15 protein-coding genes are annotated in these 15,609 nt (G+C 70.2%); 13 read left to right on the top strand and 2 right to left on the bottom strand.

Features of this window, described 5'->3' with window-relative positions:
* The first annotated feature begins 17 nt into the window (after window positions 1-17).
* The 5 genes from prfB (at window position 18) to smpB (ending at window position 4,564) form a co-directional block, all read left to right on the top strand.
* Window positions 18-1,127 carry a peptide chain release factor 2 gene (gene prfB, locus AC1DMN_RS09025; RefSeq protein WP_477229368.1) on the top strand — a complete coding sequence of 370 codons (1,110 nt, stop codon included), beginning with the start codon at window positions 18-20 and terminating at the stop codon, window positions 1,125-1,127.
* A 94-nt stretch (window positions 1,128-1,221) separates the two neighbouring features.
* The gene (locus tag AC1DMN_RS09020; RefSeq protein ID WP_477229367.1) at window positions 1,222-1,854 is read left to right on the top strand and encodes a C40 family peptidase; all 633 of its coding nucleotides are present in this window, start codon (window positions 1,222-1,224) and stop codon (window positions 1,852-1,854) included.
* A 275-nt stretch (window positions 1,855-2,129) separates the two neighbouring features.
* Window positions 2,130-3,125 carry a cell division ATP-binding protein FtsE gene (ftsE, locus tag AC1DMN_RS09015; protein WP_477229366.1) on the top strand — a complete coding sequence of 332 codons (996 nt, stop codon included), beginning with the start codon at window positions 2,130-2,132 and terminating at the stop codon, window positions 3,123-3,125.
* Window positions 3,122-4,036, top strand: coding sequence for a permease-like cell division protein FtsX (gene ftsX, locus AC1DMN_RS09010; RefSeq protein ID WP_477229365.1), 915 nt, complete (start codon window positions 3,122-3,124; stop codon window positions 4,034-4,036). Before ftsE ends, ftsX begins: the two co-directional genes overlap by 4 nt.
* Before the next feature lie 51 nt (window positions 4,037-4,087).
* Window positions 4,088-4,564, top strand: a complete 477-nt coding sequence (gene smpB, locus AC1DMN_RS09005; protein ID WP_045272294.1) for an SsrA-binding protein SmpB — start codon at window positions 4,088-4,090, stop codon at window positions 4,562-4,564.
* Window positions 4,565-4,590: 26 nt separating this feature from the next.
* Here the strand turns inward: smpB and AC1DMN_RS09000 are convergent, their stop codons facing one another.
* Entirely contained in the window at window positions 4,591-6,492 is a 1,902-nt protein-coding gene (locus AC1DMN_RS09000; RefSeq protein WP_477229364.1) for a prolyl oligopeptidase family serine peptidase, read from the bottom strand.
* A gap of 103 nt (window positions 6,493-6,595) precedes the next feature.
* On the opposite strand from AC1DMN_RS09000, the gene AC1DMN_RS08995 reads away from it, so the two are divergent.
* Both AC1DMN_RS08995 and metE read left to right on the top strand, forming a co-directional pair.
* Complete coding sequence (locus tag AC1DMN_RS08995) at window positions 6,596-7,606, top strand: methylenetetrahydrofolate reductase (RefSeq protein WP_477229363.1); 1,011 nt, start codon at window positions 6,596-6,598, stop codon at window positions 7,604-7,606.
* Between the two features lie 36 nt (window positions 7,607-7,642).
* A complete protein-coding gene (metE, locus tag AC1DMN_RS08990) occupies window positions 7,643-9,964 on the top strand; it encodes a 5-methyltetrahydropteroyltriglutamate--homocysteine S-methyltransferase (RefSeq protein ID WP_477229362.1) in 2,322 nt (773 codons plus the stop codon).
* Between the two features lie 118 nt (window positions 9,965-10,082).
* Here metE and lexA read toward each other — a convergent pair whose 3' ends face one another.
* Window positions 10,083-10,769 (bottom strand): transcriptional repressor LexA, encoded by a 687-nt coding sequence (lexA, locus tag AC1DMN_RS08985; protein ID WP_477229361.1) that lies wholly within the window; start codon window positions 10,767-10,769, stop codon window positions 10,083-10,085.
* 322 nt (window positions 10,770-11,091) lie between these two features.
* Between lexA and AC1DMN_RS08980 the strand changes: the two genes are divergently transcribed.
* From AC1DMN_RS08980 to AC1DMN_RS08955, 6 genes are all read left to right on the top strand, one after another.
* Window positions 11,092-11,448, top strand: coding sequence for a LysM peptidoglycan-binding domain-containing protein (locus AC1DMN_RS08980; RefSeq protein ID WP_477229360.1), 357 nt, complete (start codon window positions 11,092-11,094; stop codon window positions 11,446-11,448).
* Between the two features lie 148 nt (window positions 11,449-11,596).
* A complete protein-coding gene (locus AC1DMN_RS08975; RefSeq protein WP_441976176.1) occupies window positions 11,597-12,682 on the top strand; it encodes a histidinol-phosphate transaminase in 1,086 nt (361 codons plus the stop codon).
* The gene (hisB, locus tag AC1DMN_RS08970; RefSeq protein WP_441976175.1) at window positions 12,679-13,299 is read left to right on the top strand and encodes an imidazoleglycerol-phosphate dehydratase HisB; all 621 of its coding nucleotides are present in this window, start codon (window positions 12,679-12,681) and stop codon (window positions 13,297-13,299) included. The genes AC1DMN_RS08975 and hisB overlap by 4 nt, the downstream gene beginning before the upstream one ends.
* Window positions 13,296-13,946 (top strand): imidazole glycerol phosphate synthase subunit HisH, encoded by a 651-nt coding sequence (hisH, locus tag AC1DMN_RS08965; RefSeq protein WP_440734470.1) that lies wholly within the window; start codon window positions 13,296-13,298, stop codon window positions 13,944-13,946. Before hisB ends, hisH begins: the two co-directional genes overlap by 4 nt.
* 110 nt (window positions 13,947-14,056) lie before the next feature.
* Window positions 14,057-14,803, top strand: coding sequence for a bifunctional 1-(5-phosphoribosyl)-5-((5-phosphoribosylamino)methylideneamino)imidazole-4-carboxamide isomerase/phosphoribosylanthranilate isomerase PriA (gene priA, locus AC1DMN_RS08960; protein WP_441976443.1), 747 nt, complete (start codon window positions 14,057-14,059; stop codon window positions 14,801-14,803).
* Complete coding sequence (locus AC1DMN_RS08955; protein ID WP_477229359.1) at window positions 14,787-15,608, top strand: SseB family protein; 822 nt, start codon at window positions 14,787-14,789, stop codon at window positions 15,606-15,608. The genes priA and AC1DMN_RS08955 overlap by 17 nt, the downstream gene beginning before the upstream one ends.
* Window position 15,609: the final 1 nt, after the last annotated feature.

The raw sequence follows: 15,609 nt of genomic DNA, 5'->3' as shown, positions 1-15,609 counted from the left end.
GGTAGTCTGGTACCGCCATGCTCGAACTTGATCTCTCCGCCGAAATCGCGGCCCTCCGTCAGACCTTCGGTGACATCCGCGAGGTCGCCGACGTCGAGGGACTCCGCGCCGACATCGAACGCCTCAGCGAGGAAGCGGGCGCGCCCGACCTCTGGGACGACCCTGAGAAGGCGCAGAAGGTGACGAGCGCGCTCAGCCACCGCCAGTCCGAGCTCAAGCGCGTCACCGAGGTCGAGCAGCGCCTCGACGACCTCGAGGTGCTCATCGAGCTCGCCAACGAGATGGAGGACGAGGACTCCGCCGCCGAGGCGCGCGCCGAACTCGCCTCCCTCACCGAGACCGTGAACCAGCTCGAGGTGCAGACCCTGCTGGATGGCGAGTACGACGAACGCGCCGCGATCATCACGATCCGTTCCGGCGCCGGCGGCGACGACGCCACCGACTTCGCCGAGATGCTGCTGCGCATGTACCTGCGCTACGCCGAGCGCCACAAGTTCCCCGTCAAGGTCATGGACACGTCCTACGCCGAGGGGGCGGGCATCAAGTCCACGACGTTCGAGGTCGACGCCCCCTACGCGTTCGGCACGCTCTCGGTCGAGGCCGGCACGCACCGCCTCGCCCGGATCAGCCCGTTCGGATCCGCCGACAAGCGCCAGACGTCCTTCGCGGCCGTCGAGGTCATCCCGCTCATGGAGGAGGCGACCGAGGTCGACATCCCCGAGGGCGACATCCGCGTCGACGTGTTCCGCTCGTCGGGACCCGGTGGCCAGTCGGTCAACACGACCGACTCCGCCGTGCGCATCACGCACCTCCCGACCGGCATCGTCGTCTCGATGCAGAACGAGAAGTCGCAGATCCAGAACCGCGCCGCCGCCATGCGCGTGCTGCAGACCCGCCTGCTGCTGCTGCAGAAGGAGGAGGAGGCGGCGAAGAAGAAGGAGCTCGCCGGCAACATCACCGCGAGCTGGGGTGACCAGATGCGCTCCTACTTCCTCTACGGTCAGCAGCTCGTGAAGGACCTGCGCACCGGCCACGAGTCCGGCAACCCCGCGACGGTGTTCGACGGCGACCTGGACGGCTTCATCTCCGCCGGGATCCGGTGGCGCAAGCGCAAGGACGACGACTGATCGTCCGTCGCTGACGGCTCAGGGACTTTCCAGGGTGCCGCGGCCGTGATTGTCGTAGGGTGGTGACCCGATGACTGTGACACGGAGAATCCCGATGACTGTGACACGGAAGACGGCAGCCGGCTGCGCGATCGCGGCCCTGATCGTCCCGGTGGCGGCGACGGCTGCGTACGCCTTCTCGCCGGGAGCTGCCGCGCCCGCGGCGCACACGGTGTCGCTCGTCGTAGCCCCGCAGACCTACACAGTCGCCTCCGCAGCGCAGGAGCCCAGCGCGAGCCGAGCCGTCTTCGACGTGCTGTACACGCCGCCGGCACCGGTCGTCGCACCGGATCCGGCGCCCGCCGCCGCATCCGCGGCCCCGGCGGCCGCGGCGCCGCAGAACTACTCCGGCGAGGCGATCGTCGCGTATGCCCAGACGTTCGTCGGCGTCGTGCCCTACGGCTGGGGCGCCGACCCGAGCGACTCCTTCGGCTGCGACGGACTCGTGCAGTACGTGTTCGGGCACTTCGGCGTCAGCCTGCCCCGCGGCGCCGACAACCAGGCTGCGCTCGGCACCGTGATCTCGGCCGACGAGGCGCGAGCGGGCGACCTGGTCTGGTGGCCCGGACGGCACATCGGCATCTGGGACGGTGCCGGCGGCATCATCGACTCGCCCGACTGGGGTCGCTACGTCGAGCACCACGCCCCGTGGGCGAGCTCCGGCCCGCCGATCTTCATCCGGCTCTGACGCGAGCTCCTGGTGGCAATCCCGCCGGCGGCGGTAGAATCGAAGGCTCTCCAGGGCGGCAGAGGAGGTGCGCAGGATGAGCGCGACCAGGGCATGGCGGGCGGTCGGTGCGACGGCGGCGGGGCTGGCGCTGCTCGGTGCGATCGTGACGTTCCTCGCCTTYGTGATCGGCAACGAACCGTCCTGACGATCCCAGCCACCTCATAGCGGGGAACCCGCCGCGGTGGGGTGTCGCTCGCGGACTGGGCGCGCCGCCCGCTTAGGCTCGACTCGCCATGATCCGATTCGAGAACGTCACCAAGCGCTATCGCGGCACCAAGCGTCCCGCGCTCTCCGGGGTCGATTTCGAGGTGCAGCGAGGCGAGTTCGTCTTCCTCGTCGGCGCGTCGGGATCCGGGAAGAGCTCCTGCCTGCAGCTGATCCTCCGCGAGGAGTCGCCCACGTCCGGCCGCGTCGCCGTGCTCGGACGCGACCTGAAGTCCATCGCGAACCGCAAGGTCCCCTATTTCCGGCGCAGCATCGGATCCGTCTTCCAGGACTTCCGCCTGCTGCCTTCCAAGACCGTCTACCAGAACGTCGCATTCACGCTCCAGGTGACCGGCGCCTCCCGCGGCTTCATCCAGCAGGCGGTGCCCGAGGCGCTGGCCCTCGTCGGCCTGAGCGGCAAGGAGAAGCGCCTGCCGCACGAGCTGTCCGGAGGCGAGCAGCAGCGCGTGGCCATCGCCCGCGCCATCGTGAACCGTCCGCAGATCGTGCTCGCCGACGAGCCGACCGGAAACCTCGACCCCGGCACCTCAGTCGACATCATGCAGCTGCTCGCACGGATCAACGCCGGCGGCACCACCGTGGTCATGGCCACGCACGAGGCCGCTTTCGTCGACCAGATGCAGCGCCGCGTGATCGAGCTGCGCGACGGTGAGATGGTGCGCGACGAGGTCGGCGGCGGGTACGGCGACACCTCGAACGTCCCGCGTCTGACGCCCGAGGCGATCCGCGGGGCCGCGGCCACGGCCGCACTGCAGACCGTGCGCGAGGTGCACCGCGAAACCGAGGCCGCGATCGCGGATCCGGTTCCGGCCCCCTCCGAGGCCCGCGACGAGACTCCCGCCTCGGCGTCCGCGCTTCAGCAGCCGACGGTCAAACCGTCGGACGATGCGCGGCCCGCCACGCGCCCCATCACCGTGCCGACCGTCGACCTCGCCGAACTCGGGGTCGCCGACCGGCTCGGACTCGATACCGGCGACGACGAGGAAGTGGGTCCGACGTCATGAGGTTCGGACTCATCCTCGGCGAGGCGCTCACGGGCCTGCGCCGCAACGCCTCCATGGTCATCTCGGTCGTGCTGGTCACCTTCGTCTCGCTCACCTTCGTGGGTGCCGCGATCCTGATGCAGGCGCAGATCGGCACGATGCGCGCCTACTGGCAGGATCGCGCCCAGGTCGCGATCTACATGTGCTCGTCGGTGTCGACGTCGCCGGGCTGCATTGGCGGCACCGCGACCGAGGACCAGATCAAGGCCGTGCAGGCCGAACTCGACGGCGACACGCTCAAGCCGCTGATCGCCAAGAGCAGCTTCCAGACCGCGGACGAGGCCTACCAGGAGACCCTGAAGCTCGTCGGCAAGGACTACGCCGGTGTGCTGACCGCCGACCAGGTCAATGCGGTGTTCAAGGTGAACCTGAAGGACCAGACCCAGTCCGCCGTCATCGCCGAGGCCTTCAGCGGCATCAAGGGCGTGGATGAGGTGAAGGATCAGCTGGAGTATCTGGATCCGCTCTTCAATGCGCTCACCGTCGCGACCTACATCGCCGTCGGGATCGCCGTGCTGATGCTCATCGCCGCCGTGCTGCTGATCGGCACGACGATCCGGTTGTCTGCGTATGCGAGACGGCGGGAGATCGGGATCATGCGGCTCGTCGGCGCCTCGAACAGGTTCATCCAGACGCCGTTCGTGCTCGAGGGCGTGTTCGCCGCGGTCATCGGATCGGTGCTCGCGAGCGCCGCCGTGCTGCTAGGCGTGCACTTCGGCGTGCAGGAGTACCTCACGAAGCGGGTGGCCTTCATCACGACCTGGGTCGGGTGGCAGGACGCACTGCTCGTGGTTCCGGTGCTCATCGGCATCGGAGTGATCCTCGCCGTGCTCAGCGCCGGGTTCGCGATACGTCGCTGGCTGCGAGCCTGATAGGCTGACAGGCTGCCGTGCGCCCGCACGGCACAGATCCAGGAGACAACCATGCCCAGGGAACGCGGGGAGAAGGTCATCGCGACCAATCGTCGCGCACGTCACGACTACAACCTCGAGAAGTCGTACGAGGCGGGACTCGTGCTCACCGGCACCGAGGTGAAGTCGCTGCGCCAGGGACGTGCGAACCTGACGGACGGCTATGCGTTCATCAAGGGCAACGAGGCGTTCCTCGACGCCGTGCACATCCCGGAGTACTCGCAGGGGCACTGGACGAATCACTCGGCCAAGCGGATCCGCAAGCTCCTGCTGCACAAGGAGGAGATCGCGAAGCTCTCGCACGCCGTCTCCGCGGGCGGCTACACGTTGATCCCGCTGCGGCTGTACTTCTCCGACGGACGCGCCAAGGTCGAGATCGCCCTCGCCAAGGGCAAGCGCGAGTACGACAAGCGGCAGGCCCTGCGCGAGCGTCAGGACACTCGCGAGGCGGAGCGCGCGATGCGCAGCCGCAACCGTCTGGGGGAGTAGCCGGGTTCAGGCTCGGCTGCCAGTTCTCACGGCACCGGGTCGAACCCGAACACACCGCCCAGGAATCGCAGTTCCGCCTCGGCGGCGGCGACGATCGTGTCCGCCTGCCGGAAGCCGTGCCCCTCGCCCTCGAACAGCACGTACTCGTGCGGCACTCCGCGGGCGGCGAGTGCGTCGCGGATCGCCTCGGATTGCGAAGGCGGCACGACCGCGTCTTCCGAGCCCTGCAGGATCAGCACCGGCACGTCGATGCGATCCGCGTGCGTGAGCGGGGAACGGTCGATGTAGGTCTGCTCCGCCTCCGGCAGCGGGCCGACAAGACCGTCGAGGTAGTAGCGCTCGAAGTCGTGCGTCTCCTCGGCCAGAAGCCGCAGATCCACGACGCCGTACCGGTCGAGGCCGGCGGCGAACACCCCGCCGCGCACCAGGGCCGACAGCACCGTCCATCCGCCGGCCGAACCCCCGCGGATCGCCATGCGGGTCGGATCCGCGACGCCCGCATCGGCGAGGCCCTGCGCGGCAGCCAGCACATCGTCCACGTCGACGACGCCCCATTGGCCGTCGAGGCGCTCCCGGTACGCGCGCCCGTACCCGGTCGAGCCGCCGTAGTTCACCTCGAGCACGCCGATGCCGCGGCTCGTGAAGTACGTGATCCAGCCCGCCTGCGCGCCGGACGTGTGGGCGGTGGGTCCGCCGTGCACGTGCACGACGTAGGGCGGCAGCGCGCGCGGATCCGCGTCGACATCGGGGTTCGCCGGGGCGTGGTCGAACGCGTGCACGGGGCCGTGCGGCCCGTCGAAGGTCACGGGACGCGCCCCGGGGACCCAGGCCGGATCCACGGGGTCTCCGCCGCGGATCGCGTGCACGGTGCCTGCATCGACGTCCAACTCCCACAGGCCGGGTGCGACCTGCGCGCCCTGTCCGGTGACCAGCGCGCGGGAACCGAGGGAGTCCTCCAGGCTCAGGTCGCCGCTGAACGGCACGTCGAGCTCGCGGAGGAGCGTGCCGTCGGCATCGAGCAGCACGAGCGCATCGGATCCGTTCGTGCGGACGGCGAGGATCCTGCCGTCATCGAGCACCCGGAACCAGCGCTGCCCGAGCACCCACAGGCCGCCGCCGGTGTCGGCGTCGACGAAGGGCGAGTCCTCCCTGATGGCGGGAGGCGTCGGGATCGGGGGCGCCGGCTGCACGGGGATCCGCGCGCGGTGAAGATTCCAGCGGCCGCTCGCATCGTCGGCGAACAGCACCTCGTCGTCGGAGAGCCACTCGGGCTGCAGTGCGGCGCGCGCGGGAATCGTGGAGCGGGCTCCCGTCGCGAGGTCCACCGCGAAGGCGATCGCGCGCTCCCACGGCATCTTGCGCTCGTCCCAGGCGACGAACGCGAGCCGCGCACCGTCGGGGGAGAGCGCCGGGTGCGCGAAGAAGCCGTTGCCGCTGAGGACCATGGTGACGGCCGCGTCGTCGTCCGCCGCGGATCCGTCCAGCGGGATCTCCACGATCGCGCGCTGGTGCGGGTCGGGGCGCAGGTCCTCGCGCACCGCGAACAGGCGGCCCTGCTGCACCAGGAGCCCTCCGTAGCGCGGGCCCGCCGCGGTCAGCGGCACAGGCGCCGTCGCGCCGAGATCCAGGCGGTGCACACGCTGGTCCTCGCCGTCGACGAAGAGCAGGGTTCCGTCCTCGGCCACCGTCCACGCGCCGCCGCCGTATTCGTGCACGCGCGAACGGGCGTTCCACGGCGCGCGCAGCACCTCGTGCACGGCGCCAGCGGCGTCCCGGTGCATCACACGCATCCGTCCGCGCTCCTGCGGCACCGACTCGCTCCACCAGATCCCGCCCGCGGCGTACCGGGCGCCGTCGATCCTCGTGCCGGCGACGGCGAGGCCGGGGGCGGACAGCGGAGAGGGCCAGGATCCGTGCGGAGTGCTCATGGCCCGAGCCTAGAAGAGCGCGAGCCGACACATGGTGAAACACAGCATGCGTCGCATCGCGGCGCCGCCTAGCGTGGGGTGACCGCCACGACCCTGGAGAGAGATGTCCTTCGACGCGCCGCCGTTCGCCCCCGCCGGGGTCGCTCAGCCGCGCGTGCCGCTCTCCTTCGAGCTGTATCCGCCGCGCACTACCGCCCCGATCGAGGCGCTGCACGAGACGATCCAGCAGCTGGCCACGGCCGCGCCGAGGTTCATCTCCGTGACCTACGGCGCCGGCGGGTCCGTCGGGGGACGTTCGCTCGACGTGCTGCGCTACATCCGCGAGCACACCTCGGTCGAGCCGCTCGCGCATCTCACCTGCGTCGGCAACACGTATGCCGGAGCCTCGCGGCTGATCCGGGAGTTCCTCGACGCTGGGATCCTCAGTTTCCTCGCCCTGCGCGGCGACCCGCCGCTCGACGAGAGCGAGCCGTTCCTCGGGGATCTGGAGAGCTCGGCGCAGCTCGTGCAGCTCATCGACCGGGCGCAGGCCGAGCGCGCGCCGTACCAGGAGCGACCGATCCCCGGCGTTCCGCGAGCCGTGCAGGTGACGCCGCGACGCAAGGTGAGCATCGCCGTGGCCGCCTACCCCAACGGGCATCCGCGTTCGACCTATCGCAACCAGGACATCGACGCGCTGCTGGCCAAGCAGGCCGCGGGGGCGACCCTCGCGATCACGCAGCTGTTCTTCCACCCCGACGACTACTTCGCGTTCGTGGAGCGCGCACGTCGCGCCGGGGTCACGATCCCGATCCTGCCGGGCATCATGCCGATCACCTCGCCCGCGCGCCTGCGCCGTGTGCTGGAGCTCAGCGGCGAGGAGCTTCCCGCCGAACTGTCCATCGCCCTCGAGGTCGAGCCGACGGCCGATGGCCGCACCGAGATCGGCGTCGCGCATGCGGTGTCGCTCGTGCGAGAGCTGGTGGACGGCGGCGCGCCGGGCGTGCACCTGTACGCGTTCAACCAGCACCGCACCGTGCTGGATGTGCTCGAGGGGGCCGGCGTGCTGCCCGAGCGCAGCGCCGTCTCTCCGCAGGGCATCCCGCAGTTCGCAGATTCCCGCGGCGCGCACTAGGCCGCTTCCTTCCCCCTTCCGTCAGAGAGGACCGTCATGACCGCATTCCCCGAGGGCACCATCCTGGGCTACCCGCGCATCGGCCGCCGCCGTGAGCTCAAGAAGGCCGTCGAGGCGTTCTGGGCCGGACGGATCGATGAGGCCGAGCTCGAGCGCACCACCGCTGAGCTGCGCGCGACGACGCGCGAGCGCCTCGCCGAGCAGGGCCTGGGTCGCGCCGACTCGGCGATCCCCGAGTCCTTCTCGTACTACGACCAGGTGCTCGATGCCGCCGTCACCGTGGGCGCGATCCCCGCTCGTTTCGAAGACCTTCGGTCCGCCGACGGCACGATCGGCCTGCCGGCGTACTTCACCATCGCCCGCGGCGAGGGAGAGCGTGCGCCGCTCGAGATGACCAAGTGGTTCGACACGAACTACCACTACCTCGTACCCGAGATCGGACCGGACACCGCCTTCTCGCTCTCCAGCGACCGCATCGTGCGTCAGGTGCAGGAAGCGGCGCAGGCCGGCTTCCGCACCCGCCCCGTGATCGTCGGCCCCGTCACCTTCCTCGCGCTCGCCAAGGCGGCTGACGAGGCCCCGGAGGGCTTCGACCCGCTGTCCCGCCTGGACGACCTGGTCCCGGTCTACGCCGAGCTGCTCGGTGCGCTCAAGGCCGCCGGCGCCGAGTGGCTGCAGCTGGACGAGCCCGCCCTGGTGAGCGAGTCGCTGCCGTCGTCCGTCTCCGAACTCGGCGCCGCCGCCTCGCGCGCCTACGCGGTTCTCGGCGGCCTCGCCGAGCGTCCGGCGATCTTCGTCGCCGCGCCCTACGCCGCGCTCGACGCGAACCTCGCCGTCCTCGCCGCGGCTCCGATCGAGGCCATCGGTCTCGACCTCGTGCGCGGCACCGTGCCCGCCGCTGTTCCGGGACTCGCCGACAAGGTTCTGGTCGGAGGCGTGATCGACGGGCACAACATCTGGCGGGGCGACCTGGCCGCAGCCTTCGACACGCTCGAGGCACTGCGCGACCTCGGTGCGGCCGGTGTGTCCGCGTCGACCTCCACGTCGCTGCAGCACGTGCCGCACGACGTCGAGGACGAGTCGAAGCTCGACGCCCGCCTGGTGAACTGGCTCGCCTTCGCCGACCAGAAGGTCGCGCAGGTCACCACCCTCGCGAAGGGTCTCTCCGAGGGCCGCGCCGCGATCGCCGTGGAGCTCGACGCCGCCTCCGCCGCTCTGACCGACCGGCTCGGCGCGCCCGGCGTGCGCGTGGACGCCGTCCGTGCCCGCACCGCCGCACTGACCGCCACGGACTTCGACCGCGGCGACTACGACGCCCGGGTGGCTGCGCAGTCGATCGCGCTCGATCTGCCCGCGCTTCCGCTCACCACGATCGGGTCCTTCCCGCAGACCGGCGAGATCCGCCGCGCCCGCGCGCAGTTCACCAAGGGCGAGATCACGGCGGATGAGTACGACGGCTTCCTCCGCGAGGAGATCGGCCGCGTCGTGACGCTGCAGGAGGAACTGGGCCTGGACGTGCTCGTGCACGGCGAGCCCGAGCGCAACGACATGGTGCAGTACTTCGCCGAGAACCTCGACGGCTTCGACGTCACCGAGAACGGCTGGGTGCAGTCCTACGGATCCCGTGCCACCCGCCCGTCGATCCTCTGGGGCGATGTCTCGCGGCCGGCCCCGATCACGGTCGAGTGGTCGCAGTACGCGCAGTCGCTCACGGCGAAGCCCATGAAGGGGATGCTGACGGGTCCGGTGACGATCCTGGCCTGGTCGTTCGTCCGCGACGACCAGCCGCTCGCCGAGACCGCCAACCAGGTGGCTCTTGCGCTGCGCGACGAGATCGCGGACCTGGAGGCCGCCGGCATCGGCGTCATCCAGGTCGACGAGCCGGCGCTGCGCGAGCTCCTGCCTCTCAAGCAGGCCGACCAGCCCGCGTACCTGGACTGGTCCGTCGGCTCCTTCCGCCTCTCCACCGCGGGCGCCGAGACGGCGACGCAGGTGCACACCCACCTCTGCTACTCGGAGTTCGGCGTCGTCATCGACGCGATCAAGGCGCTGGACGCCGACGTGACCTCGATCGAGGCCGCGCGCAGCCGCATGGAGGTCGTCACCGACATCGCTGCGTCGGGCTTCGACCACGGCATCGGACCGGGCGTCTACGACATCCACTCGCCGCGCATCCCCGACGCGTCCGAGGTGGAGACGCTCCTGCGCCGTGCCGTCGAGGAGATCCCCACGCGGCAGCTCTGGGTCAACCCGGACTGCGGTCTGAAGACCCGCGGCTACGAGGAGACCAACGCCTCGCTGCGCAACATCGTCGAGGCCACGCGCCGCGTCCGCGAGGACGTGTCGGTCGCGGTCTGACCTTCCCGCACCGGGCTTCATCGAGGCCCCCTCGCAAGCGCCGAGGCCCCCACCCAGATACGGATCTGAGAGGGGGCCTCGGTACGCAGAGGGGGCTTCGACGTGGAAGGGGCGGGAATCAGACCGCGCGCAGCACCGCTACGACCTTGCCGAGCACCGTCGCATCGTCGCCGAGGATCGGTTCGAATGCGCTGTTGCGGGGGAGCAGCCACACGTGGCCATCGCGACGGCGGAACGTCTTCACCGTGGCTTCGCCGTCGAGCATCGCGGCGACGATCTCGCCGTTCTCCGCCGTGCCCTGAGAGCGCACGACGACCCAGTCGCCGTCGCAGATGGCCGCGTCGATCATCGACTCGCCAGAGACCTTCAGCATGAACAGATCGCCCTTGCCGACGAGCTGACGGGGGAGCGGGAAGATCTCCTCGACCTGCTGCTCGGCGGTGATCGGCACRCCGGCGGCGATCCGGCCCACGAGGGGCACGAGTGCCGCGTCGCCGACGGACGGGGCCGTATCGGCGGGATTCTCGGTGGATGTGCCGGGAAGGTCGATCAGGACCTCCATGGCCCGGGTCTTGCCGGCATCGCGACGCAGATAGCCGCTGAGCTCGAGCTGGCCGAGCTGATGCGTCACGCTGCTGAGGGACTTGAGGCCGACGGCGTCGCCGATCTCGCGCATGCTCGGCGGGTAGCCGTGCCGCGCGATCGAGGTCTGGATGACCTCGAGGATCGCCATCTGCTTCGCACTGAGGCTCTTGCGGCGCCGTGTCCGCGGGACCTCGGGGCCGGGGGTCGCACCGTCGCTCATGCCATCTCCTTCGTGTGCGTCGTGCCCTCGCGGATCGGTGGGATCGGCATGGATTCGCGGGCGGCGATTCGAATGTCGGTGGTCCGTGATGGGGTCTTCGTATCGAAACCGTATCCGAGATCGGGCCGGAATCGATAGATCTGTTCGAGCGTGTCGGCAAGTCTTCGGAACCGATATTCGAAGAAGTCTTGACAGATGTTCGAACTCGAAAGTAGTTTCGGTACGTAGGTTCGCCTCTCCAGAGGCCCGGATTCGAAGATTCTCATCAGAGGATGCGGATCCRGGGAGAGGCGGACCGACACAGACACTGAGGAGAAGCACCATGAGCAGCATCACCTTCGCCGGTCAGGTACCCGCCACGCGACTGCGGATCACCGCACGCGGCCGGCGCGTGCTCGCGGCGCTGGTCGCGCTCCCGGTGGCCGGAACGATCGCGTTCGCGGCGCTGAGCAGCGGATCCGCGCTCGCCTCCGGGGAGCAGACGACGGGCAACAGCTTCGCGACCGTCACGGTGCAGCCCGGCGACACCCTGTGGTCGATCGCGGGCGAGATCGCGCCGAATGCCGACCCGCGCGACGTGGTCGCCGAGATCTCGAAGCTGAACCTCGTCGACGGAGGTGTGATCGCGGTCGGACAGCACCTGGCGATCCCGGCACGGTACGGATCGACCGGGCGCTGATCCCGTCCTTCGAAGCAGCTCGGCAACCCTGCGTCGGCGCAACTCGGCAACCGTACTTCGGCGTCGCTCAGCAACCGTACTTCGGCGTCGCTCAGCAACCGCGGTCATCTGTGCCACGCACCACAGCGCGGCCGCCTAGCATGGCAGGGTGACTGTCTCGCTCGACGATTTACCCCTTCGCGACGATCTCCGTGGGCTGCGGCCCTATGGCGCCCCGCAGGCCCCGCTGCCCGTGGCGCTGAACGTGAACGAGAACACGCATCCGGTGCCGGAGCAGGTCGCGAGCGACATCCTCGACGACATCGCCGTGGCGCTGCGTGACGTCAACCGCTATCCGGATCGTGAGTTCACAGAGCTCCGTGAGGCGTTCGCCGGCTACCTCGGCCATGACCTCACCGCCGCGAACATCTGGGCCGGTAACGGCTCGAACGAGGTGCTGCAGCACATCCTGCAGGCGTTCGCCGGTCCCGGTCGCACCGTGTTCGGGTTCGCCCCGACCTATTCCATGTACCCGCTGCTCACTCAGGGCACGGGGGCTTCCTGGATCGCCGGTACCCGCCACCCCGACTACGAGCTCACCGTCGACGAGGCGGTGGCACAGGTCGTGGAGCACGACCCCGACGTCATCCTGCTGTGCGCGCCGAACAACCCCACCGGCACTCCGCTCCGGCTCGACGTGATCGAGGCGGTGTACGAGGCGGCGCGCGGCATCGTGATCGTGGACGAGGCCTACCAGGAGTTCGCCCCGAAGGATTCGCCGTCGGCGCTGACGCTGCTGCAGGGACGTCCGCGGCTCGCCGTCTCCCGCACCATGAGCAAGGCCTTCGCCTTCGCCGGAGCGCGGGTCGGCTACCTCGCGGCGGATCCGGCATTCATCGACGCACTGCGTCTCGTGCGCCTGCCGTACCACCTGAGCGCCCTCACCCAGGCGGCGGCGGTCGCGGCCCTGCGCAATGCGCCGATCATGCTCGCGATGGTCGACGAGATCGTCGCGCAGCGCGATCGGATCTCGGCCACGCTCGAGGCCCTCGGCTACACGCCGCACCCGTCCTGGTCGAACTTCGTGCTGTTCGGCGGCGTCGCGGACCCGGCGGCAACGTGGCGCGCTCTGTATGACAAGGGCGTGTTGATCCGCGATGTCGGCATCCCGAACCACCTGCGCGTCACGGCCGGCACAGAGGCCGAGACCACCGCATTCCTGGACGCCCTCGCCTCGATAGGATCGGCCTCATGACCGCTGAGACCCCTGCTGCGGCCCGGACCGCGCGYCGCACMCGCTCCACGTCCGAGTCGACGATCGAGCTCGAGCTCAACCTCGACGGCACGGGTCAGAGCCACATCGACACCTCGGTCCCGTTCTTCGACCACCTGCTGACGGCGTTCGCGAAGCACTCGCTGACGGATCTTACGGTGCGCGCCTCGGGCGACATCCACATCGATGCGCACCACACGGTGGAGGACGTCGCGATCGTGCTCGGTCAGGCGATCCGCGAGGCGCTGGGCGACAAGAGCGGCATCTCCCGCTACGGCGACGCTCTCGTGCCCCTCGACGAAGCGCTCGTGCAGGCGGTCGTCGACATCTCGGGTCGGCCCTATCTCGTTCACGAGGGCGAGCCGGCGGGCTACGAGCACCACCTGATCGGCGGCCACTTCACGGGATCCCTCGTCCGTCACGTCTTCGAAGCGATCGCGTACAACGCGGCGCTCACCGTGCACGTGCGCGTGATCAGCGGTCGCGACCCGCACCACATCGCCGAAGCCGAGTTCAAGGCGTTCGCGCGCGCGTTCCGTCAGGCCAAGTCGCTGGACCCGCTGGTGGTCGGCGTGCCCTCCACCAAGGGCGCGCTGTGACCGCCCAGGCAGAGGGTCGCCGTCCGACCGTCGCGGTCTTCGACTACGGATCCGGCAATGTGCACTCCGCCGTGAAGGCGCTGATCCGCGCCGGCGCGGACGCGGAGCTCACCGGCGATCGCACCGCGGCGCTCGAGGCCGACGGGCTCGTCGTCCCGGGCGTCGGCGCGTTCGCGGCCGTCCGCGAGGCGCTGGCCGCGCACGGCGGTGACGAGATCATCGAACGGCGCCTGGCCGGCGGTCGTCCTGTTCTGGGCATCTGCGTGGGCATGCAGGTGCTGTTCGCCGGCGGTGTCGAGCGCGGCGCCGAGGTCGACGGCCTCGGGGAGTGGCCCGGCATCGTCACCGAGCTGGACGCGCCGGTGCTGCCGCACATGGGCTGGAACACCGTGGAGCCCGACCCGGACAGCGTCCTGTTCCGGGGGATCGAGCACGAACGCTTCTACTTCGTGCACTCGTTCGCCGCGCAGACGTGGGAGCTCGACGTCATGCCGCCGTTCCCGCAGCCCCGGCTCACCTGGGCCGAGCATGGCTCGCGATTCCTCGCCGCGGTCGAGAACGGACCGCTGTCCGCGACCCAGTTCCACCCGGAGAAGTCCGGCGAGGCCGGCATCCAGCTGCTGCGCAACTGGATCTCCACGCTCTGACCCCCTCCTCGGAGTGTGACGGCGGGGGATTGGTGCCCCGCACGCACCCGGACTACTCTCTTCTCGTGCCGCGCCCGAAGAGCGCAGCGCACCGTGACCCGAAGGACGACATGAACGAGTTCGCGCAGTCCCCCTCCCTGACCCTGCTCCCGGCGGTGGACGTCGCCGGCGGCCAGGCCGTGCGCCTGACGCAGGGCGAGGCCGGAAGCGAGACCAGCTACGGCGATCCGCTCGATGCCGCCGCCGAGTGGGTGGACCAGGGCGCCGAGTGGATCCACCTCGTCGACCTCGATGCCGCGTTCGGCCGCGGCAGCAACACGGCGATCCTGCGCCGCGTGATCAAGCAGTTCCGCAGCGTCAACGTGGAGCTCTCCGGCGGGATCCGCGACGACGCGAGCCTCGAGGCGGCGCTGGAGTCGGGCGCGTCACGTATCAATCTCGGCACCGCGGCGCTGGAGAACCCCGAGTGGGCCGCCGACGTCATCGCGCGCTATGGCGATGCCGTGGCAGTGGGCCTGGACGTGCGCGGCACAACACTTGCCGCCCGTGGCTGGACCAAGGAGGGCGGAGACCTCTGGACGGTGCTCGACCGCCTCGAGGACGCCGGCTGCAGCCGCTACGTCGTCACCGACGTCACCAAGGACGGCACGCTCAAGGGGCCGAACCTCGACCTGCTCCGCGAGATCACCGCGCGCACCCCGAAGCCCGTGGTGGCATCCGGCGGTATCGCGAACCTCGATGACATCGCCGCGCTCCGCGAGCTCGTGCCGCTCGGCGTCGAGGGCGCGATCGTCGGCAAGGCGCTGTACGCCGGCGCGTTCACCCTGGCCGAGGCGCTGGATGTCGCCGGATCCTGACGGTGCCGTGTCCGGTGCTGCCGGATGCGATCACGATCACGGCGCGCATCCCAGCACGGGCGACTCCGCAGGAGTTCCCTGGGCGGGGCGTTCGTTCGAGGAGAACACCCGCGCGGGTGATGACGGCTCTGCGGACCCGGCTCTCTGGGACGCGCTGACCCGGTTCCGCGCCGGTGCCGGGTCGCAGGCCGAGGTCGTCGACGCGTTCCGCGCCGCGCGCGTGCTCGTGCCGCTCGTCGCGGAGAAGGGCGAGGAGGGCGTGGCACCGTCGGGCCTGACGGTGGACAAGACCCAGGAGCTCTCGCTCGTCACCGTCGCCGCGCCCGACGGACGCACGGTGCAGCCGGCGTTCACGAGCGTCGACACGATGCGCGCGTGGGATCCGATCGCGCGCCCCATCCCTGTCGAGGCCGCCCGCGTGGCGCTGTCCGCCTCTTCGGGGGGCGCGGAGCTCATCGTGCTGGACCCCGGATCCGAGACCGAGTTCGTGCTGCGCCGTCCCGCGGTGTGGGCGATCGCGCAGGGGCAGCAGTGGGAGCCGAGCTTCCTCTCGCCCGAGGTCTACGCGGGCCTTCTGGAGAGCGTCGGCAGCGAGCTCGCCGTGATCGATGTCGCCGTCTCCGCAGGCGACCCGGACGCGCGCCTGCGCGGCCCGGAGCTCGTCGTCACGCTCGAGCTCGTCGAGGGACTGGACCGGGAGACGCTCGATGCGGTGCTCGCGCGTCTCGCTCAGCGCTGGGCCGCAGACGACCGCATCGCCGTGCTCGTCGACTCGCTCACGGTGAAGCTGCGCGCCAGCGTCTGAG

The organism is Microbacterium sp. 01T413_2 (assembly GCF_056398985.1).
This window is presented reverse-complemented; position numbering and strand designations above follow the sequence as displayed.